Origin of the sequence: Dokdonia pacifica, from assembly GCF_900188275.1 — a bacterium.
GTDB lineage: Bacteria > Bacteroidota > Bacteroidia > Flavobacteriales > Flavobacteriaceae > Dokdonia > Dokdonia pacifica.
This window is the reverse complement of sequence record NZ_FZNY01000008.1, coordinates 141,082-161,948: the sequence shown is the minus strand read 5'-3', so window position 1 is coordinate 161,948 and position 20,867 is coordinate 141,082. Positions and strand designations below refer to the sequence as shown.

At 34.9% G+C, this 20,867-nt stretch carries 21 protein-coding genes; 12 read left to right on the top strand and 9 right to left on the bottom strand.

Going from position 1 to position 20,867, the window contains the following annotated elements; genetic code table 11:
* Positions 1-174: 174 nt before the first annotated feature.
* Positions 175-876, bottom strand: coding sequence for a LytR/AlgR family response regulator transcription factor (locus CHB80_RS20825; protein WP_089373490.1), 702 nt, complete (start codon positions 874-876; stop codon positions 175-177).
* A 286-nt stretch (positions 877-1,162) separates the two neighbouring features.
* On the opposite strand from CHB80_RS20825, the gene rpsF reads away from it, so the two are divergent.
* The 4 genes from rpsF (at position 1,163) to CHB80_RS20805 (ending at position 2,960) form a co-directional block, all read left to right on the top strand.
* Positions 1,163-1,501, top strand: a complete 339-nt coding sequence (rpsF, locus tag CHB80_RS20820; RefSeq protein ID WP_089373440.1) for a 30S ribosomal protein S6 — start codon at positions 1,163-1,165, stop codon at positions 1,499-1,501.
* A gap of 2 nt (positions 1,502-1,503) precedes the next feature.
* A complete protein-coding gene (rpsR, locus tag CHB80_RS20815) occupies positions 1,504-1,803 on the top strand; it encodes a 30S ribosomal protein S18 (protein WP_089373439.1) in 300 nt (99 codons plus the stop codon).
* Between the two features lie 13 nt (positions 1,804-1,816).
* Positions 1,817-2,269: a 50S ribosomal protein L9 gene (gene rplI, locus CHB80_RS20810; protein ID WP_089373438.1), complete on the top strand. Its 453-nt coding sequence runs from the start codon at positions 1,817-1,819 to the stop codon at positions 2,267-2,269.
* A 211-nt stretch (positions 2,270-2,480) separates the two neighbouring features.
* On the top strand, positions 2,481-2,960 hold the full coding sequence (locus CHB80_RS20805) for a DUF6495 family protein (protein ID WP_089373437.1): 480 nt from the start codon (positions 2,481-2,483) through the stop codon (positions 2,958-2,960).
* A 56-nt stretch (positions 2,961-3,016) separates the two neighbouring features.
* On the opposite strand, the gene CHB80_RS20800 is transcribed toward CHB80_RS20805, so the two are convergent.
* The 3 genes from CHB80_RS20800 to CHB80_RS20790 all read right to left on the bottom strand — a co-directional run bounded on the left by CHB80_RS20800 (position 3,017) and on the right by CHB80_RS20790 (position 6,224).
* A complete protein-coding gene (locus CHB80_RS20800) occupies positions 3,017-4,252 on the bottom strand; it encodes an ABC transporter permease (RefSeq protein WP_089373436.1) in 1,236 nt (411 codons plus the stop codon).
* An 11-nt stretch (positions 4,253-4,263) separates the two neighbouring features.
* Positions 4,264-5,679, bottom strand: a complete 1,416-nt coding sequence (locus tag CHB80_RS20795; protein ID WP_089373435.1) for an alpha/beta hydrolase family protein — start codon at positions 5,677-5,679, stop codon at positions 4,264-4,266.
* A 152-nt stretch (positions 5,680-5,831) separates the two neighbouring features.
* Positions 5,832-6,224 (bottom strand): endonuclease domain-containing protein, encoded by a 393-nt coding sequence (locus CHB80_RS20790; protein ID WP_089373434.1) that lies wholly within the window; start codon positions 6,222-6,224, stop codon positions 5,832-5,834.
* A gap of 331 nt (positions 6,225-6,555) precedes the next feature.
* On the opposite strand from CHB80_RS20790, the gene hisS reads away from it, so the two are divergent.
* The 3 genes from hisS to CHB80_RS20775 all read left to right on the top strand — a co-directional run bounded on the left by hisS (position 6,556) and on the right by CHB80_RS20775 (position 10,319).
* Positions 6,556-7,926, top strand: coding sequence for a histidine--tRNA ligase (gene hisS / locus CHB80_RS20785; protein ID WP_089373433.1), 1,371 nt, complete (start codon positions 6,556-6,558; stop codon positions 7,924-7,926).
* Between the two features lie 262 nt (positions 7,927-8,188).
* A complete protein-coding gene (locus tag CHB80_RS20780) occupies positions 8,189-9,751 on the top strand; it encodes an NAD(P)/FAD-dependent oxidoreductase (protein WP_089373432.1) in 1,563 nt (520 codons plus the stop codon).
* A 109-nt stretch (positions 9,752-9,860) separates the two neighbouring features.
* Entirely contained in the window at positions 9,861-10,319 is a 459-nt protein-coding gene (locus CHB80_RS20775; protein WP_089373431.1) for a hypothetical protein, read from the top strand.
* Here CHB80_RS20775 and CHB80_RS20770 read toward each other — a convergent pair.
* The 5 genes from CHB80_RS20770 to CHB80_RS20750 form a co-directional block, all read right to left on the bottom strand.
* Positions 10,287-11,525, bottom strand: a complete 1,239-nt coding sequence (locus CHB80_RS20770) for an RNA polymerase sigma factor (RefSeq protein ID WP_089373430.1) — start codon at positions 11,523-11,525, stop codon at positions 10,287-10,289. The two genes, CHB80_RS20775 and CHB80_RS20770, sit on opposite strands and share 33 nt — an antisense overlap.
* A 1-nt stretch (position 11,526) precedes the next feature.
* Complete coding sequence (locus tag CHB80_RS20765; RefSeq protein ID WP_089373429.1) at positions 11,527-11,874, bottom strand: YciI family protein; 348 nt, start codon at positions 11,872-11,874, stop codon at positions 11,527-11,529.
* Positions 11,875-12,292: 418 nt separating this feature from the next.
* Positions 12,293-12,703 carry a VOC family protein gene (locus tag CHB80_RS20760; RefSeq protein WP_089373428.1) on the bottom strand — a complete coding sequence of 137 codons (411 nt, stop codon included), beginning with the start codon at positions 12,701-12,703 and terminating at the stop codon, positions 12,293-12,295.
* The gene (locus CHB80_RS20755) at positions 12,703-13,119 is read right to left on the bottom strand and encodes a hypothetical protein (RefSeq protein WP_089373427.1); all 417 of its coding nucleotides are present in this window, start codon (positions 13,117-13,119) and stop codon (positions 12,703-12,705) included. Before CHB80_RS20755 ends, CHB80_RS20760 begins: the two co-directional genes overlap by 1 nt.
* The gene (locus CHB80_RS20750; RefSeq protein WP_089373489.1) at positions 13,116-13,856 is read right to left on the bottom strand and encodes a protein phosphatase 2C domain-containing protein; all 741 of its coding nucleotides are present in this window, start codon (positions 13,854-13,856) and stop codon (positions 13,116-13,118) included. The genes CHB80_RS20755 and CHB80_RS20750 overlap by 4 nt, the downstream gene beginning before the upstream one ends.
* Positions 13,857-14,005: 149 nt before the next feature.
* Here CHB80_RS20750 and CHB80_RS20745 point away from each other — a divergent pair, with 149 nt between their 5' ends.
* From CHB80_RS20745 to CHB80_RS20725, 5 genes are all read left to right on the top strand, one after another.
* Positions 14,006-14,470, top strand: a complete 465-nt coding sequence (locus tag CHB80_RS20745; RefSeq protein WP_089373426.1) for a heme-binding domain-containing protein — start codon at positions 14,006-14,008, stop codon at positions 14,468-14,470.
* A 137-nt stretch (positions 14,471-14,607) separates the two neighbouring features.
* Positions 14,608-15,834 carry a DUF4856 domain-containing protein gene (locus CHB80_RS20740; protein ID WP_089373425.1) on the top strand — a complete coding sequence of 409 codons (1,227 nt, stop codon included), beginning with the start codon at positions 14,608-14,610 and terminating at the stop codon, positions 15,832-15,834.
* 64 nt (positions 15,835-15,898) lie between these two features.
* Positions 15,899-17,017: an imelysin family protein gene (locus CHB80_RS20735; protein WP_089373424.1), complete on the top strand. Its 1,119-nt coding sequence runs from the start codon at positions 15,899-15,901 to the stop codon at positions 17,015-17,017.
* Between the two features lie 6 nt (positions 17,018-17,023).
* Positions 17,024-18,418, top strand: a complete 1,395-nt coding sequence (locus tag CHB80_RS20730; protein WP_089373423.1) for an HTTM domain-containing protein — start codon at positions 17,024-17,026, stop codon at positions 18,416-18,418.
* Positions 18,399-20,837, top strand: coding sequence for a TonB-dependent receptor domain-containing protein (locus tag CHB80_RS20725; RefSeq protein ID WP_089373422.1), 2,439 nt, complete (start codon positions 18,399-18,401; stop codon positions 20,835-20,837). The genes CHB80_RS20730 and CHB80_RS20725 overlap by 20 nt, the downstream gene beginning before the upstream one ends.
* Positions 20,838-20,867: the final 30 nt, after the last annotated feature.

The following is a 20,867-nucleotide window of genomic DNA, read 5'->3' as shown; positions in this document are numbered from 1 at the left end:
AGCTCGATTTCGTACTTCGACTCGCTCTGCATACTTCTACGTCACAATGTTCTCTGAAAGCGTATGTCGTCAACCTACTTGCACAAATAAATTTAGCTTCGTCTTTAAAAATAGCGCATAAAAAAATCCGCTTATTTGGGGGAGCGGATTTTACTGTTGTAAATTGGAATTAATTTAAGCAGATAATGCTTCAATTAACTCTGTCTTTTTATGACGACTTAATGGAATTTTTTCTCCATCAATCTCAATGTTTCTACTATTGTATTTATCTACTTTATCTATATTGATAATGTAAGATTTATGAATACGCATAAAACGTTCTGGTGGTAGTTGTGCTACAAAAGATTTCATAGTAGCAAGTACTACGATAGGGTCATGTACTGTAACAAGCTTTACATAGTCACCTAATGCGGTGATATATTTTAGCTCATTAAGCATTACCTTTTTCTTTTTAAGATTACTCTTTACAAAGATGTAATCATCATCATCTACAGCTCCTTCTGTTTTTAGTTTGTATAAACTTATTGCTTTGTATACCGCATTTGTAAATCTATCTTTCGTTATAGGCTTGCGTAAATAATCAATAGCATTATAATTAAATGCTTTGTACGCATATTTTGTTTTTCCTGTAACAAATATGATTTGTGGTTTATGGATAAGATCATCAAGGAGATCAAATCCAGATAAAATAGGCATTTCAATATCAAGAAAAATCAGATCTACTTTTGTTTCAAGTAAACCATTTTTTGTCTCTATGGCATTATTGTATTCGGCTACGAGTCGTAAATTAGGATGATCACTGATCATTTTTACAATCGCAAGGCGTTGTAGACTTGAGTCGTCAACAACAGCGCAATCTAGAATTACTCCTTCCACAGTCTTTAATTTAAATAGGTTAAGTGATACAATAATACTCAAAAAAAAAGGAAACACCAATAAAAAAGTGAATTTCGTCGGATTTTTATGTTTTTTATCGACTCTTTGAGTGTGATGATGTGAGTTCTATATGGCTATAAGTTGTTTTATTATAATTAATTAGGGTTAATTATTACACGTATTCAATAAAAACGAGTATTTAAGAGCATATTTATCTAAAATATACTTTGCTAAATCAATAACTATACTTAATTTTGCACTCATTTTTAAATTAAAATCATTCTATATGAATCATTATGAAACTGTTTTCATCTTGAATCCCGTTTTATCTGATGAACAGATAAAGGAAACAGTTAAGAAGTACGAAGATTTTCTTAAAAGCAAGGGTGCTAAGATGGTTAACAAAGAGGATTGGGGGCTTAAAAAGCTTGCTTATCCTATCCAACACAAGAAAAGTGGTTTTTATCACTTATTTGAATTTACAGTACCTGGAGAGGCAATCTCTGAGTATGAGCTTACGTTCCGTCGTGATGAGCGTGTAATGCGTTATCTTACTGTAAAATTAGACAAGCATGCAATTGCTTGGGCTGAAAAAAGAGTAGCTAGAAACAAAAAACAAGCGTAATTATGGCATCTTCTATCGAACAACAAGCAAAAGGAAAAAAAGACGGAGATATCAGATATCTTACGCCTTTAAACATTGAAACTAATAAGACAAAAAAATACTGTCGTTTTAAGAAATCAGGTATTAAATACGTTGATTATAAAGATGCAGATTGGTTATTGTCTTTTGTAAACGAGCAAGGTAAATTGTTACCACGTCGTCTTACTGGAACATCATTAAAATATCAACGTAAAGTAAGTGTAGCTGTAAAACGTGCACGCCACTTAGCACTTATGCCTTACGTGACTGATTTATACAAATAAAAACTAGACATTCATGGAACTTATATTAAAAAGAGACGTTGAGAATCTAGGATTTGCAGACGATATCGTAACAGTGAAAAATGGTTACGGAAGAAATTTTCTAATTCCTCAAGGAGCAGCAGTACTTGCAACTCCTTCTGCAAGAAAGGTTCTTGCAGAGAACTTAAAGCAAAGAGCTTATAAGGAAAAGAAAATAATTGATGATGCTCAGAAAGAAGCAGATAAATTAAAAGGATTAGAAGTGAAGATCAGTTCTAAGACTGGTGATGGAGATAAACTTTTTGGATCTGTAAATAATGCAGACCTTTCAGCGGCTTTAGAAAAAGAAGGCGTTGCTGTAGAGAAGAAATTCATTACTATCCCTGGTAATAACATCAAACGTTTAGGTAGCTATGAAGCGAGTATACGTTTTCATAGAGATGTTGTTGTGCCATTTGCATTTGATGTAATTGCAGAAGCAAAATAAGAACATAGGTATTAGAAGTTACTATTAATTTCTGATCATACATATTTAAAATCGCTCCATATGGAGCGATTTTTTTATGACATATATTGATAAACAACCCTGTAACTACTTATGAAATGGGTTTTTTATAAGTATCTTTGCATCCCTAAAAATAAAACATCTTTATACGCTTTCGCGAAAGCGTACTCAGACACATAAAACAAGGTATAGCATGCAATACGCTCGACTTACAAAAGAACAATTAGAAGAATTACACCAAGAGTTTATTAACTTTCTTGCTACACAATCCATCACCGCAGATGAATGGCAGGAGATCAAAACCAATAAACCTCATGTTGCCGAAGAAGAGATTGATGTCTTTTCTGATCTCGTTTGGGAAAATGTATTAACAAAGGCTAGTTACCTGGAGCATATGTCTCCTAACCAAATGCATCTTTTTGAATTGCGAGAAGATAAAATGGCATTAATTGCTGTAAAAATTGATAAAGAGGGCATCGATATTACTACAAAAGAAGGGTATCAGTGGTTGCAGCAAAATTTAGGAGACGATAATGTGGTGTTTATGAGTGCTAGTAAAAACTATGGCGAAAAACCCAATGCTGATAAATTTAAATTGATTCAACAAGGTGCTGTTATCACAAAAGGTGATTTATATCAATGGTTTTCTCGTTTTGTAGATATTAAAGAGTAGTATTTTAGGTAATTATATGAGGGTTTTTAGATCTTTATATAATTACCAATACTAAATTACTCATATCTCAACGACTCAATAGGGTCTAATTTGGCAGCTTTCAATGCTGGGAATAATCCTGATACCACTGCTATAAAAAATGTAATGGTTGTTGCTGCGATAATAGCATTCCATGGAACTGTAAATACAAGATCAAAGGATATTGCAATGATGAGTCCGACGCCAATTCCTAGAAATATACCTAATGCTCCTCCTAATTGTCCAATAATAATTGCTTCATATAAAAACTGAAATGCAATCGTAGATTTTTTAGCTCCTAATGCTTTTCGAACTCCAATTTCTCGGGTACGCTCCGTGACCGAAACGAGCATGATATTTACTAAAGCGATACAAGATCCAAAAATGGTAATTAAACTTATTGCCCATGCGGCTATTCCTAATGCTCCAGTTATGGTAGCAATCTGATTTACTAAATCATCACTACGACCTATTCCAAAATTATTTTCTTCAACAGGTGATAGCTTTCGGATATTTCTAAAGGTAAGTACCGCCTCTTCTTCTGCACTATCTAAGTATTCGGGGTCATCTACCATGACACTTACATTATAATTAATGTTGGGCTGTGTAAACATAGTGCGAGCTACTTGTATAGGAATAAGCACTCTTAAATCTTGATTATTACCAAAAGTAGCGCCCTTTTCTTCTAGAATGGCAATAACACTAAATTTTGTACCACGTATACTTATTGTTTTTCCAATAGGGTTATCATCTTTAAATAGATTCTTATTAAAATCACTACCTAATACACAAACACGAGTGTTGTTACTAATGTCAAAAGGAGTAAAATTCCTTCCTTTGTCTAATTTAAGCCCTCCATTTTGAAGAAAATTTTCATTTACTCCAACCACACGTACTTCAGGATCTGTTTTTTCACTTTCATATTTTACTTCAGCATTTCGAGTACCTGTAAAAGATATAGCTGTTTGAGCAGTAGGATATGAATATGTTTCTGCAAATTCTTTTACATCTCGGTATCCAATAACAGGATTTATGATTTTACGTTCCCCTCTTCGTTGGTTTGAAAATTCATAACGCTGTATGGTGATGGTATTACTTCCGATAGAAGCAAAATCATTGGTAAGTGTATTTTCAAATGCTTTTATAAATGTAAGTATTCCAACCAGCGCAAAAATTCCAAGGGAAATAATAAGTACGGTTAAGATAGTTCTCAATAATTGACTTTTGATACTATCTAATGAAATACGGAAATTTTCTCTAAAAAGTGAAAACATAGTGTGGTGTGTTATTTAGTCTTTTCTATAATCCAATCACTCAGGACTTTTAATGCATCTGGTGAAAATGTTTCTTCTAATTGTGCATATTCAGTTGGGCTTCCTGTTGTGGTGGTTTGAAATAGATGGTTCAAATTAGGAAATTCTACGGTAGTGACATCGGTATTTCCACCTTTTTTAACAGAACTTTCGATATTCTCAAGATTCTTCTTTGAGGGTACTTGTAAATCTAAAGATCCATTAATAGCTAATACAGGACATGTCACCTTTTCTAAAGTAGGTCTAGGATCTGTAACTATCAAATACTGAAACCAGTCTGAAGAAAGCGTGTTAATTTCACGTTTCATAAGTGCTTCTTTAGAACTTCCTTCTGGAATCATTTCTGGATTTTCATCTAAAGCATTACTTAAATATCTCGTGAGTTCTTCTTTAATTTTTGGAGTATCGCCATAATATTCTTTTACGGTGCCAAACATCATTTCTTGTGCAATACGATTTTTACGTAACATCTCATCATCAAACCCTTGAGCTTTCCCAATAAGATATCCTTGATCCATAAGTAATTCGTCTCCAGGTTGTCCTACTCCTGCTAACAGTGCTATGAATGAAACTTCTTTATTTTTAGCAGCCACCATAGGAGCGATCAATCCACCTTCACTATGACCCGCAAATCCTATTTTAGAAGCATCTATATCTGGATGATTCTTCAAAAAATCAAAAGCTGCTTGTGCATCTGTAGCAAAATCGGCGCTAGTAGCTCCTTGAAAATCTCCTGTAGATTTTGCTGTACCTCTGTCATCATAACGCAATACCGCAATACCATTACGGGTTAAATAATCTGCAATGACTAAGAAAGGTTTATGACCTAATAACTCTTCATTACGATCTTGTGGTCCAGATCCAGATATTAAAATAACTGCAGGAAGTTTCTTTTTACCTTTAAAAACAACTTTAGGAAGGGTGATCGTACCTGAAAAAGTAGCATTAGCTGCGGTGTTTTCAAAAGTTACTTCTTCTGTTGTATATGGAAAAGGCGCTTTAGGTTCTTGTGGCCTATTAGGCGCTTCTACAGTAACGGCTTCACGAGCAAATTCTAATGGAAATGTCTGTCCTCCTTGTTTGAAGGTTCCTTCTATATGTTTGTCACTATTTACGGTGCCTTCATAGGTAAGTCCCATATTGGTGATAGCAATGTTTAGGATGGCGTCTGTATAAGTAACAGTGGTAATAGGAATTCCAAATGCTTTTTGGTCAGGACTATCTAACGTTCCACTATAAGTTCCATCTGCTTCTGTAATATGTAACACTAACGGGAGTGTCATGCCTGGTTGTACTTCTAAGTTTCCATACCAATCTCCTGTCGCATTTTGAGCGAAATTAAAATGGCTGATAAGCCCCAATAAAACAACAAATACAATTCTTTTCATCAATACAAGTTTTAATAGTTGTTTGTGATAAGACTATTAAGGAGTAAAAAAGTTACGAGAAGTTTGAAAATTATTCTGAGTAATTACTAATATTCCATTTTTTGAAGACAAATAGTATTAGATAATTTAGCCAAAAATCAATTTCCCCAACCCTAAAGGGAGTGATTTTTTGTGATTGAGGTTATAGTAGCTATAATAGTTTCTTTTACTTTTCTAAAGTTAGTACGTATCTCTTCGTTTGAAAATCGTATTTCAGAGATTCCATATTCGTTGATTACTGATGTCCTATCTTTATCATATTGTTTTTGAGTTGAGTGTATAGGGCCGTCAATTTCAATAGATAATTTTGCTCGATGACAATAGAAATCTAGTATATAATCGTTAAAGGGGTGTTGTCTTCTAAATTTATAACCTTTAGGACGTTGTTTTAAATATTCCCATAATTTAGTTTCTTCTGGAGTAGCATTTTTTCGTAAATATTCGGCAAAGGCAAATTTGTCACTTTTTGCCTCTCCGTGCATCCCTTCATTTTTTAAATGATCCATTCTCAAAAGTAAAAAATAATCGATAAGTTCTCAGGCAATTTTCCCTACCCTTTAGGGCTAGGGAAATGGGAAAATTGGTGGCGTGTAATTTTTCTTCCTTTATATAAACCATAAGAAAAGACTATAAATACTAATCATAAACAGATTAATAATGTCTAATTTTTATGATATTTGCACTCATTCAAATCAAAGTTGAAATTCGAAAATAACACCGAAGTTCTATGCATTGATTCACTGTATAAGGAAAAGAAAATGATAGCAGGTTGATTTTTATACTATATAGCATATGAAAACAACTAGCTAACGACTAAAAGCTAACGACTAAAAACAAATGGCACAAAAACCTTCGATACCTAAAGGAACTCGCGATTTTTCACCGATAGAGGTCGCAAAACGATCCTATATTATGAATACCATTCGTACACAATTTCAGCACTATGGATTTCAGCCTATTGAAACTCCGAGTTTTGAAAAAAGTAGTACACTCATGGGAAAGTATGGGGAAGAAGGAGACCGTTTGATTTTTAAAATTTTGAATAGTGGGGATTATTTAAGTAAAGTGAAGGATGACGCTTTCGCGAAAGCAAACTCAAATGCACTTACGCCACAAATCTCAGAAAAAGCCTTGCGTTATGACCTAACCGTGCCTTTTGCACGTTATGTAGTACAACATAGAAATGATATTGTATTGCCATTTAAGCGTTCTCAAATGCAATTAGTATGGCGTGCAGATAATCCGCAAAATAATCGTTACAGAGAGTTTTGTCAATGTGATGCCGATGTAGTAGGGAGTGATTCTTTATGGCAGGAAGTAGAGTTTGTACAATTGTATGATGCTGTATTTACTGCGTTGAAACTTGAAGGAGTTACCATTAAAATGAATAACCGTAAAATCCTCTCTGGAATTGCTGAGGTGATTGGAGCAAGTGATAAACTCATAGATTTTACAGTGGCTTTAGATAAGCTTGATAAAATAGGGAAAGAGAAAGTGATCGCAGAAATGCTTTCTAAAGGTATTTCTGAGGAGGCTATCAAAACCGTAGATCCACTATTTACGATTTCAGGTAGTTTTGGAGACCAGTTAGCAACACTCAAAGGACTGCTGGCTACTTCAGAAACAGGAATGCAAGGAATTGAGGAGTTAGTCTTTATTAATGAAGCAATCGAAAGTTTAGGGTTGGAAAGTGCTACCTTACAACTTGATGTTACGCTGGCTCGTGGTTTGAATTATTATACAGGCGCCATTTTTGAAGTAGCGGCACCAGAAGCGGTGAAGATGGGAAGTATAGGTGGCGGTGGCCGTTATGCCGATCTTACAGGAATTTTTGGCTTAAAGGATGTAAGTGGGGTAGGGATATCTTTTGGATTAGATCGTATTTATAATACAATTGAACAATTAGATTTATTTCCAGAAGAAGCGATAGAAGGAATCAAAGTGTTGTTTATCAACTTTGGGAAAGAAGAAGCATTATATGCTATGAAAGCAATTAAACAGCTTCGTTCTAACGGGATTACTGCGGTGTTATATCCAGATGCGGCTAAGATGAAAAAGCAAATGACGTATGCCAATCGTCGTGAAATTCCATTTGTAATTTTAGCGGGTGGCGAAGAGATGGAAAACAAAACGTTTGCGTTAAAAGATATGGTAGCCGGAGAACAGGAAACCGTAACACTAGATGCTTTAATTGAACGATTGAAGTAATATTTTGATTGGAGATTAACGATTGTTGATTGCTGATTTTTGAACTTAAAAATATTGAATGCTTAAGTAAAAAAGAGTCATTTCAACAGCGTGAGGAACGAATGACGAGAAATATCATGGCAGTGAGCATCACCTGAAACTGTTTGTGTGATCTCTCCTAAAGTTTATCTTGAACGAAGTCGAAGGATCGAGATGACTGAATAATAATGATTTCCGCTTTCGCAGAAATACATACTAATAGCTAAAGACTAAGGACTATTCCATGAGTACACTCGTTCAAATAAATGTATTACCGCATCAAGCTGAAGATGATGATTATATTGCTGAGAAAGCTTTCGCGAAAGCGAGACTACGCGCAGATGATGTACGAGAATGGGATATCCGAAAGCGTAGTATTGATGCGCGTAAATCACCTGTAAAGATTTCATTACAAATTGAGTTTTGGAAGCATGATGAAGTACGAGAGTCTCTTCCTGTGTTTGTACCTCAAGAGGTACATAATGCTCCTGAAATTGCCATTATTGGTGCAGGACCCGCTGGATTATATGCTGCTTTACGTGCTATAGAAGGAGGATTGAAGCCTATTGTTTTTGAACGAGGAAAAGACGTACGAGCAAGACGTCGAGATCTTGCAGCTATCAATAAAGATCATATTGTAAATGAAGACTCTAACTATTGTTTTGGAGAAGGGGGTGCGGGTACGTATTCAGATGGGAAGTTATATACACGATCTAAAAAACGAGGTAATGTACTAAAGGCGATAGAATGGTTTGTACATTTTGGTGCTGTAGAAGATATTTTGGTAGATGCGCATCCACATATCGGGACTAATAAGTTGCCAAAAATTATTACTGCCATGCGAGAAGCGATTATTGAAGCAGGCGGTGAAGTTCGTTTTGAAAGTAAACTTACCGATCTTAAAATCGTAGATCAGCAGATTTCAGAAATACAAATTAATGATACAGACTGGTTATCTTTTAAAAACGTAATCCTAGCAACAGGACATAGTGCTCGTGATATTTTTTACTTACTACATAAAAGAAACGTAAAGATAGAAGCAAAGCCTTTTGCGATAGGCGTTCGTATAGAGCATCAGCAAGAATTGATTGATCATATCCAGTATCATGGTGATAGTGATAATCCGTATTTGCCACCAGCTTCCTATAGCTTGGTACAACAAGTAGATGGGATGGGGGTGTATTCTTTTTGTATGTGTCCAGGCGGTATTATTGCACCATGTGCGACGGCACAGGAAGAAGTAGTAACCAATGGATGGAGTCCTTCCAAACGTGATAACCCGTATTCAAACTCTGGGATTGTGGTGAGTGTGACTCCAGAAGATTTACCCAATTATAAAGAAGACGACCCGTTTGTGTGCTTAGATTTTCAAAAATCTGTAGAGCGTGCTTGTTGGGAAGCTGCTGGAAAAACACAAGCAGTACCTGCACAACGTATGCGTGATTTTGTAGATGGACGTATTTCAAAAAACTTTCCAAAGACTTCCTATCAACCGGGAATTGTCTCGGTAGACTTAAATAAGGTATTACCTCCAATGCTCTCAAAGCGTCTTAAGAAAGCATTCCTTGCTTTTGGAAGAAAGATGAAAGGGTATTTAACTAATGATGCTGTATTACATGCTCCGGAAAGTAGAACATCATCTCCGGTGTCTATCCCTCGTGATCCTGTTACGTTAGAGCATATAGAAATAAAAGGATTATATCCGTGTGGGGAAGGAGCAGGGTATGCAGGTGGTATTATTTCGGCGGCTATAGATGGAATTAATTGTGTAGACAGAGTGGTAGAGAAGTATAATTTACAGGATTAAACAATACCAAATAGGGTATTTCATCTGTAAATTTTTGTATTTCACAGGGTTACTAGATTTTTGTTTTTTAGTTTTTCTATTTTGAATAGAATGCGCTATCTTGCTTGCAATGGAGCCCCTAGATCCACATAATGTAAGTAGTGCTTTTCAATTGACGAAAACCATTACAAGTAAGATTGCCACGGTATATGTTTACAATAAAAATATTCTTGTTGTAGAGGTAAACGAAGGCGTTAATCTATCCTATGCATCAGCAGCGTCATTACTCTTTAAAGGATTATTGGTTTTGAAAAATAGACCTTGGGTGTATATTTCTCATCGCGTTCATTCGTATTCTGTGGTGCCCACTGACTATGAGTATCTTCATAGAATAGGAACATTAAAAGCACTTTCAATCGTTGTTCCTACTGGAACAGATCCTTCTACCACAGCTATAGAACAAATTTTTTGTAGAAAACCTTTTAAACTTTTTAATAATGGTTTAGAAGAAGCCATGATTTGGGCTGAAAAAATGCTCAAAGATGAGGTTAATGACTTAAAGAATGAGCGCAATTCTCTTCTTCTCTAAATATTCTTTTTCTTGTTGATTTGTTACTAGATCTATAGCGATATCCATGTGCATTATTGCTTTTTTGTAATCTTCTTGTGTTAGATAATAATCCGATAGTGTCGCATAATAAAGGTAACTACGTTGTCCCAACGTTTCTGGCTCTAATTGTTGCAGGAGTTGGTAGCTTTCGCGAAAGCGGGAATCCTGTAATTGAACTACCGCGATATTGAGCAAGTGTATAGGCATAGGTTGTAACGCATATAAGCATTCATACCAATGTAAGATTGCTTTCCAATTGGTATCTTTAAATGTTTTTGCTTTGAGATGTTCGGCAGCAATAGCAGCTTCATAATGATAGGTAGAGAAGGTATCGGTTTCTACGGCTTTGTGCATGGCAGTATTTCCTAGTTTGATAAGCGGGAAATACCATTGAGAGCGATCTTGATGTTGTAAATCTAAGAGCTGATTGTCATGCGTCGTTTTAGAATCTATACGCGCTGCATGAAAACACATAATAGCAAATAGGGCGTAGGATTTTGTGGTCTTTGTATTTTTATGATTGAGAAGCATTTTACATAAACGCATTGCTTCGGCGCAGAGTTCTTTGCGAACAATAATTTCTTTTTTTGTAGAATGAAACCCTTCATTAAAAATGAGATATAATACTTCTAAAACACTGTCCAAACGTAATGCTAATGTCTTTCCTTTTGGAATCTGAAAAGAAATATGTTCTTTTTGAATGGAAGTGCGTGCTCGGCTCAGGCGTTTTTTTATGGTCTCTTCTTTGGAAAGTAATGCTGCTGCAATTTCTTTACTACTAAACCCAGAAACCGTTTTTAAAGCAAAAGCAATACGATCTTTAGGATTGAGATAAGGGTGACAAGCAGTAAAGATCATACGTAGCTGACTATCTTCAATCTCACTGTCCAAAAAGAGTTCTTGTATAGCAATGGTGTCAATACCAGATGCGATATGAGGAACCCGTTTCTTTTCTGCAGTGAGTTTCCGAAATAAGTCTAGTACTCTATTTTTTGCTGCTTGTGTAAGCCATGCTTCTGGATTGTCTGGTTGATTATTTTTCCAGGAAAGTGTGGCTTTGATAAATGTATCTTGTATAGCGTCTTCTATAATTTCTAAATGTGGTAATCCAAAAATACGTACCAAAACAGAGACCATCTTCCCGTAGTGGTGCCTGAAAAGATGGTCTATAAGTTTTGGTTCCATATTATTTGTCAAAAACCATGATTTCACGAATTTCAACAGTACCTCCTAAATCATAATCAGGGAAATCTTGTGCAATGTCTTGTACTTGGTCTACATCTTTTGCTTCTACAATATAATAACCACCTACAATTTCTTTTACTTCGGCAGAGGTAAGATCTGTTACCGTTCTATCTTGACCAGAAACTCTGCGCATGTTTGGTGTAAGTGCATTACCGCCACGTAAAACACCTGCTTTCTCCATTTTCTCACCCCAAGAAAACCATTTTCCCATGCGGCTTTGTAACTCTTCTGGAGATAATCCAAGATCAGCATAATCAGCTCCCGTAAAAATCATCATAAATTCTTTCATAATTGTCGTTTTTAATTAAAGATTGTTTACTTCTAAGACGAAGCTGTTTTTTAATAAGGGGACAAAAAGTAAAAAAAATATTTCTTTTTTAAATATTCTTGGCTTCTTCTTCTTATTTAATTTTTAAAAAAGGGTATATGATATACGTTTTTTAAGATACTGATTTCAGATCAATCTCTTCAGTACTAAATATTTAATTGGTACGCTATTTGATTATATAATAGTAAAACAATAAAATAGTCTAACAAACGTTAGTTACTTTGAATAACTTAACCTATTTCAGATATGAAACATAAAGTAAACACCAAATTGAGCCCTGGATGTCACTAAAAAGAAACATATTGAAATATGTATAAATGAAAGCCTTCTTTTTAGAAGGCTTTTTTATGTTTACATCTGAATGGATCTTACATACTACTTACCCATAAAATGTATCTGAATCTCCAATAATAGTGGTAAGTTCTACAGTATGGCCATCAGGATCTTCTGTATAGATAGAATGGAAGTGTGTATGATCTCTAAAAATATATTCTAGTTGTAAGGCTTCGTATTTTTTTCTCGCTTTCGCGAAATTTTCCATACTTACATAAAAAGCAAAATGATCTATTCTTACGTTTCTTGAAGAAGCATTCAGAGGTGGGTCATCTAGTGTAGCAGGAAATATGGCAATACCCGTTTTGCCTGCCAGCATAAAAATAGGATATTCTCCCCATTCTGGAACTACTTTGCGTTTAAGTCCAAGAACGTTTTCATACCATGAAGCAGTAACTTCTATATCTTTCACACGTATAGCAACATGATCTAAATACTCTATAGCAAAATCATTCATTATACTTTTTTTAATTCAAATTCTCCCCAATCCCCTTGTTCAGGTTCTATACTCATTTCCCATTTCCCCATAATCTCATTCTTATCATCATTTAAAAAACCTGTATATCGTATTTCGGGATGTGGTTTATCTGGATCTATAGCAAGTTCTCCTTGATCATTTAAAAAATAAAGACAAGGGTATTGTTTAGTAAAGCTAATCAGATTTTTTTCTATAAATCCTTTTACTTCTGCGGGCTTGTCAAAGAGATGCTTTGATTCTTGGTCAATAGCAGTTCCTATAAATACATTGTCATGTATACTAATAGTCATATCAAATGGAATACGATGTTCTTGATTTACGAATTCTCCTTTCTCATCATAGATAGGATATGTAAAATAACCTGACCAATTTTGTTTGAGATATACTAGTTTCATGGGGTATTTATAATTCTTATAATAGCAAGATCATCTGTGACAACATGCTTCCATTGATTCTTTAAATGACGTATTTTTCTATCTAATAAAGTGTCATATTCCATATGCTCAGTATCTTGTAATACATATTCAATAATTTCTGATACTGGTTTTTGCTTTTCTTTATTTTCTAAATGCTTAAAGGTAAATATTCCATCAGTACAAAACGACATATCTTTAAAATTTGGGATCGATAATTTTTGTTCTTGATGATCATACCAAGTGTCAAAATCGTCATATAAATGATATCCTAAATAATCTGGCTTATCATTTTGCTCATACTCATACGTATTTCCATCTATATAAATCAAACCATCTCCAATGGTGATACATTCTGTTGCATGAGATGTTGTGTCTATAATTCCTAGTATAAGAGTAGCTAGTAATTCGTTTATTTCTAGTCCCAATTGGTTTTTGATAACAACCGTTTCTTTCATTACTTCTTTAAGAACCTCTTTAAGAGTTGTTTTTAAATCTAGAGTTTTGTTGGTAACAAACTCTTTATAGAATGTGCTTTTAGCAATCTTTCGTAAAATTTTTCCATAAAGCATAGATGCAAAAACAGATTCAGTGCCCATAGTACATCCGTCAAGCACTGCTATTAATTTATGATGGGAGGAAATTTGTTCGGTAATAAGGAAATCTTCGCAATGATTCGTGTGGAAAGCTCCTATTTGGAGCGTTGTGTATATATTCATTGCTGTAAAAGTCTTTATTAAATCTGAAGTATCCAAACGAGCAACGTATTACGATACTTATTGTTAACTTTCTTTTATTTAGAATAATTAAAAATAGTATTGTAAATACGTTCATATATTTTTACTTTTGTCGAAAATATACACACCTCATGATTCGTAAAGTTGTAAAGATTATCGCAATTGTAGCGCTTATAGCATTGGTTATTATTCAATTTATCAGACCTGATAAAAATATAGGAGACTATTCTGATATTGCTGCTTTTGAAGCAGAGACAAAACCATCTGAAGAAGTAAAAGCAATTCTTAAAAATAACTGCTACGATTGTCACAGTAATACAACTGTATATCCTTGGTATGCAGAAGTAGCTCCTTTTTCATTTTTCCTGGCAGATCATGTAGAAGAGGGTAAAGAACATCTTGATTTTGCAAAATGGGAAAGCTATTCTGTAAAGAAGAAAGATCATAAATTAGATGAGCTTGTGGAAGAAGTAGAAGAAGGTGAAATGCCATTAGAATCCTATACATTGATACACGGAAACCTCTCTGAAGAAGAAAAAGAGCTCTTGGAAACTTGGGTGAAGTCTGTACGAGCAGAGTTGCAAACCCAGTTATAATCTACAATTGCTGGCACATAACTAAAACTTAACATTGCTTATTTAAATTTAATCTAAATAAACTTGGCTAAATGATTTCTCTGACTTATTTTTGTCGTCGTAATTAAAAACGTTATTTATATTAAGTCTAAATAAAAATGAAAAAAATCCTATTTTCCACACTAGCCATTACGACTTTAGCTTTTACTTCTTGTAGCAATGATGATGACGGAGTCATTGTAGATCCGGGTCCAGATCCTGTAAATATTGAAACTCCTGTTACCTATTCTTTTGAAAGAGACGGAGAGTCTACCGTAAGTTTTTCAGGACAAACTACACGTATCCTCATGGGAGAAGAGTTAATCGCTACCATGTTAGATTTTGATACAGCCTCAGAGCAATTGTTATTAGATATGTATGCTAATGAAAACACTCCTTTTTCAAGTGAAGATTTAAATGCTTCAGATAAAAACGTACGAGGAAAAGTAGCAGCTTCTCAAGATTATTTTAGTAATAACAGTGCAGCATCTGCAACCATCAAACAATTTTTTGCAGATCTTATTTCTGCCCAAATAGATGAAGTATTTCCAGGAGAAAGTACTGTGGCAGAAGCTGGTGTTCCGGGTCAAATAGCAGATGGAGGAAGTACACGTTACATTAATTCTAAAGGATTAGAATATAATCAAGCAGTAACAAAGGGATTAATAGGAGCTTTAATGGTAGACCAAGCGCTTAATAATTATTTAGGAACTGCAGTACTAGATGCAGGAACTAATATAGCAGATAATGATAATGATATCGTAGCAGAAGGAAAACCATATACCAATATGGAACATAAGTGGGATGAAGCTTATGGATATGCATATGGTACTGCAGCAGATCTTACAAATCCAAACCCTACTATCGGAGACGATGATAGCTTCTTAAATAAATATATTGGAAGAGTAGAAGGAGACAGCGATTTTGCTGGAACTGCCGCTGCTATTTTTGACGCATATAAATTAGGACGTGCAGCTATTGTTGCCAAGAATTATGAAGTAAGAGATGAGCAAGCTGCCATCTTAAGACAATTAATTTCTGAAGTGGTTGGAATACGTGCTGTTTATTATTTACAACAAGGTAAAAACGGAATTGAATCTAATGACTTAGGAGGTGCTTTTCATGATCTTTCTGAAGGATTTGGATTTATCTATAGTTTACAGTTTACAAGAAATCCAGAAACGAATGCTCCTTATTTTTCAGCAGTAGAAGTACAAGGGTTTATTGATCAGTTAACTGAAGGAAATGGATTCTGGGATGTAACACCAGCAACATTAGATGAAATGTCTAGTACCATTGCAAATAGGTTTTCATTTACAGTATCACAAGCAGAAGCTGTAAATTAATTAAAAGAAAAACCCAAATACAGGGAGCCTTAGTGCTCCCTTTTGGTGGTAAAAAACAATACGAATGAAAAGATTTTTAGGAATTATTGCGTTAGTTTTATTTGCATATGCATGTTCTAGTGATGACGGTGACAATCCAACAGGAGGACCAGATCCAACACCTTCATCTTTTGATAGAACTGCGCTATTAGAAAATTGGGCAGATAATATTATTGTTCCTGGCTATGTAGATTTTCAATCTAAGGTAAATACACTTCAAACAGAAACTGCTGCATTTGTAGGAAATTCAAATGACTTAACAGCCATCAGAGCTGCTTGGTTAGATGCCTACACTACCTGGCAACGTGTATCTATGTTTGAAAATGGGCCTGCCGAAATTGTAGGGCTTCGTTTAAATGTAAATATCTTTCCTGCAAATGTTACTACCATAGAAACTAATATCGCTTCGGGTTCTTATGACTTAGCTTTATCTTCTAATAGAGCAGCTAAAGGGTTTCCAGCATTAGATTATCTTCTTTTTGGAATTGGAGCAGATGAAGCAACGATACTTTCTATTTACAATGGAGCAGAAGGAGATTTATATAAGCAATACCTTCAAGATATTGTAGCAGATATGCAAACTCTTATCACAACTGTATTAAACGAATGGCAAGGAGGTTTTAGAGATACCTTTGTAAATAATAATGGTTCTTCTTCTACCGCTTCTGTAGATCGCCTAGTAAACGATTATATCTTTTATTATGAAAGACATTTAAGAGCAGGTAAAATGGGAATTCCAGGAGGTGTATTCTCAGGTTCTGTAGAGCCTAATACTATAGAAGCACTCTATGCAGGAGACCTATCTAAACAATTCTTTTTAGAAGGATTAGATGCAGTACAAGACTTTTTTAATGGTCGCGCTTATAATGGAAATGCATTAGGCGAAAGTTTAAGTAGTTACCTTGATGAGTTGAATATCATCAAAGATGGTGCAGATTTAAGTACGATTATAGATAATCAGTTTAATTCAGCAAGACAAGCTGTTCAGAGTTTAGGAAGCTTTGAACAAGAATTACAAAATAATCCACCCACTACATTTTTAAATGCATATGACGAGGTACAACGTATTGTACCATTATTAAAAGTAGATGCAGTAAGTGCATTAAGTATAAGCATTGACTTTGCAGATGCAGATGGAGATTAGGACTTCATGAATAAAAAACTCCAAACATATTTGAATAGCCACATAGAGGCCGCTCCATTAGCGGTCTTTCGTGTGTTTTTTGGTATTCTGATGTTTGTGAGTATTATTCGTTTTTGGAGTTATGGATGGATTGAAAAATTTTACATCACTCCAGAATTTCATTTTACATTTTACGGCTTTAGTTGGGTACGACCTTGGGGCGAATGGACCTATCTTTTATTCGGTATTTGTGCCGCAAGTGCTGTGATGATCACAATAGGATGGAAGTGTCGCTTTGCAATGATTACCTTTTTTCTGAGCTTTACATACATAGAGTTGATGGATAAAACCATGTATCTCAATCATTACTATTTCATTTCTATACTTAGTTTCTTATTAATTTTTGTACCTGCAGGGCATTATTTTTCGCTAGATACGCTTTCGCGAAAGCGTAAACAAAAAGATCCTCTTTCTACAACAATGGCTATTGGATATGTACCGCGTTGGACCATTGATAGCATTAAATTAGTATTAGCAATTGTCTATGTGTATGCAGGACTTGCCAAATTAAACAGTGATTGGTTACTAGAAGCAATGCCCCTTAAAATATGGCTACCTTCAAAATTTGATATTCCTTTGATTGGAGATATAGTAAGTCAAGAATGGGCGCAATATGCCTTTAGTTGGATAGGCGCTGGCTATGATCTGTTTATTCCATTTTTATTACTCTGGAAGCCTACGCGTACGTTTGCCTTTGTGATGGTGGTGATCTTTCATGTATTGACACGCGTTTTATTCCCGATAGGAATGTTCCCATACATCATGATTGTAAGCGCATTGATATTTTTTGATGCTAGTTTGCATAAGAAAGTGGTATACGCTTTCGCGAAAGCGATAAAATATCCCAAAGAACTTTTAGAAGGAACTACCGTTTGGAAACCCCTTTCTGTACAACGATACAAACTGTCTGTAGGAGTTGTGGTCGTGTTCTTTTGTATCCAATTACTACTCCCTTGGCGATATGCTTTTTATCCAGGAGAGCTTTTTTGGACAGAAGAAGGGTATCGTTTTTCTTGGCGTGTGATGCTCATGGAAAAATCAGGATATGCACAATTCAAAATCAAAGATGGAGTGACGGGCAAACGCTTTTATGTGAATAATGCAGATTTCTTGACACCCTTACAAGAAAAACAAATGAGCTTTCAGCCTGACTTTATATTGGAATATGCACATTATCTTCGCGATCATTTTACAGCGCAAGGTCATAAAAATGTTGAGGTGTATGTAGAATCATACGTAGCTCTTAATGGGCGGTTGAGTACCACATATATAGACCCAGATGTAAATCTGGCAGAAATAAAAGAATCATTTACACACAAAAATTGGATCAAACCCTTCACTGATGAGATTAAAGGTTTATAATTTATTGTTTTTTATACTACTATCATTTTATGCACAAGCACAGTATACTGTTTCTGGTGTTATTACAGACGATACCAATACCCCATTGGCTGACGTAGAACTCTATCTACAAGGCGGGAATCAAGTAGTCACAACTGATACACAAGGAGCTTATGTTTTTGAAAATGTACAAGAAGGTACGTATGTGCTTACTGTTTTCGGACTTTCCTTTGAGCTCGTAGAAGAGCCACTTACGGTTCAGGGAAATACTCAAAAGAATTACAGTCTAGTACCTCTAGGAGAATCTTTGTCTGAAGTTGTTTTAAGTACGCGTAAAGAAAAAATATTTGCATTACGTTCTTTAAAGAAGGTAGAAGGAACAGCTATTTATGCAGGTAAAAAAAGTGAGGTAGTACTGATCGATCAAATCACAGGAAACCTTGCGGCAAATGCACCTCGTCAAATTTATAGCCAAGTAGTAGGGTTGAATATTTATGAGAATGGAGATGCGGGATTACAATTAAATATTGGAGGGAGAGGATTGGATCCTAATCGTTCGGCCAATTTTAATATTCGTCAGAATAATTATGATATCAGCGCAGATGTGTTGGGGTATCCAGAAAGTTATTATACACCTCCTGCAGAAGCATTGAGTGAGATACAAGTAGTACGTGGTGCCGCGTCTTTACAGTATGGAACACAGTTTGGAGGATTGATAAATTTCAAATTTAAAAAACCAAATCCAGATAAGAAAATAGAACTTATATCAAGACAAACTGCGGGTTCGTTTGGGTTGCTTACTTCTTTTAATAGTATAAGTGGAACAGTTGGGAAATTTAGCTATTATACCTATTTTAATTATAAAGAAGGGGATGGTTTTCGCCCCAATTCCCAATTTAATAGCCGTAACTATTTTGCACACGTAGGTTATAAATTGAGCGAGAAAACAACTATTACAGGAGAGCTTACCTTATTTAATTACCTAGCAAAACAAGCTGGAGGACTTACAGATGTTCAATTTTTAGAAGATCCAGATTTTAGTAATAGAGATCGTAATTGGTTTGATATCGATTGGAAAGTATATTCGTTACGTTTAGATCATAAATTTAGTCAGAAAACAGATTTTAGTTTACATCTATTCGGATTAGATGCGAGGCGAAGTGCTGTAGGATTTCGTCAAAATAGAGTTTCTCAGTCAGATGATTTAGAAGAGCCAAGAGAAGTTTTGGTAGATGATTTTTCAAATTGGGGAGCAGAAGCACGATTATTGACACGTTATAACATAGGAAAAAAAGATGCTGTACTTTTGGTAGGGTCTAAATATTATGACGCTAATAATAATCAACGTCAAGGACCAGGTACCACCGCCGCAGATGCTGATTTTTCTTTTGCAGATGATCAATTTCCAAATTTTGAACGTCAAGCACAGTTTGACCTCCCAAATAGAAACCTAGCTGTTTTTGGAGAAAATATTTTTAATATTACAGATAGACTTACGGTAACACCAGGATTTCGTTTTGAATATATCAAAACAGAAAGTGAAGGATCGTTTAGAAATATTGTGTTGGACTTAGCTGGAAATCCTTTATTAAATGAAGAAGTACCAGATAACAGAACTTTTGAACGTGACTTTGTGTTATTAGGAACCGGTATAACCTACAGATTAAATCAGGCAATAGAATTGTATGGAAATGTAAGTCAAAATTACCGATCGGTGACATTTAGTGATATTCGTATTGTAAATCCATCATTTGTAATTGATGAAAATATTACTGATGAAGAAGGATTTACCATTGACATTGGTGCGAGAGGTCGTATCGATAATAAATTGTCTTATGATGTGAGCTTATTTGGAGTGCGTTATGACGAACGTCTGGGGGAAGTATTGTTTACAGATACTGATAATAGTATTAAGAGACGAAGAGGAAATATAGGTGATGCGTTTATTTATGGACTAGAATTTTTTGGAGATTGGAATGTGAGAAATACATTCTTTGAAGAAAAAGAAAATATCAAACTAAATCTATTTGCAAACCTAGCTTTGACACAATCTGAATATGTAAACTCTGAAGAAATAGGGGTAGAAGGGAATCAAGTAGAATTTATTCCTGATGTAAACCTTAAAACGGGTATAAACTTTGGATATAAAAATTTAACGGCAAGTATTCAATATACCTATTTGACAGAACAATTTACAGATGCAACTAATGCTCCTCAAGATGTAAATGATAATCAACGTGGTATAGAAGGAAGTATTCCGTCGTATGGTATTTTAGATATCTCTGCGGCATATACTTATAAACGTTGGCGATTAGAAGCAGGTATTAATAATGCACTAGATGAATCGTATTTTACGAGAAGAGCCACTGGGTATCCTGGACCAGGAATTATTCCTGCAGAGCCACTAGCGTTTTATACGACCCTGCAAGTGAAGTTGTAATAAAAGGATATCGATATGATACTAAAAAAG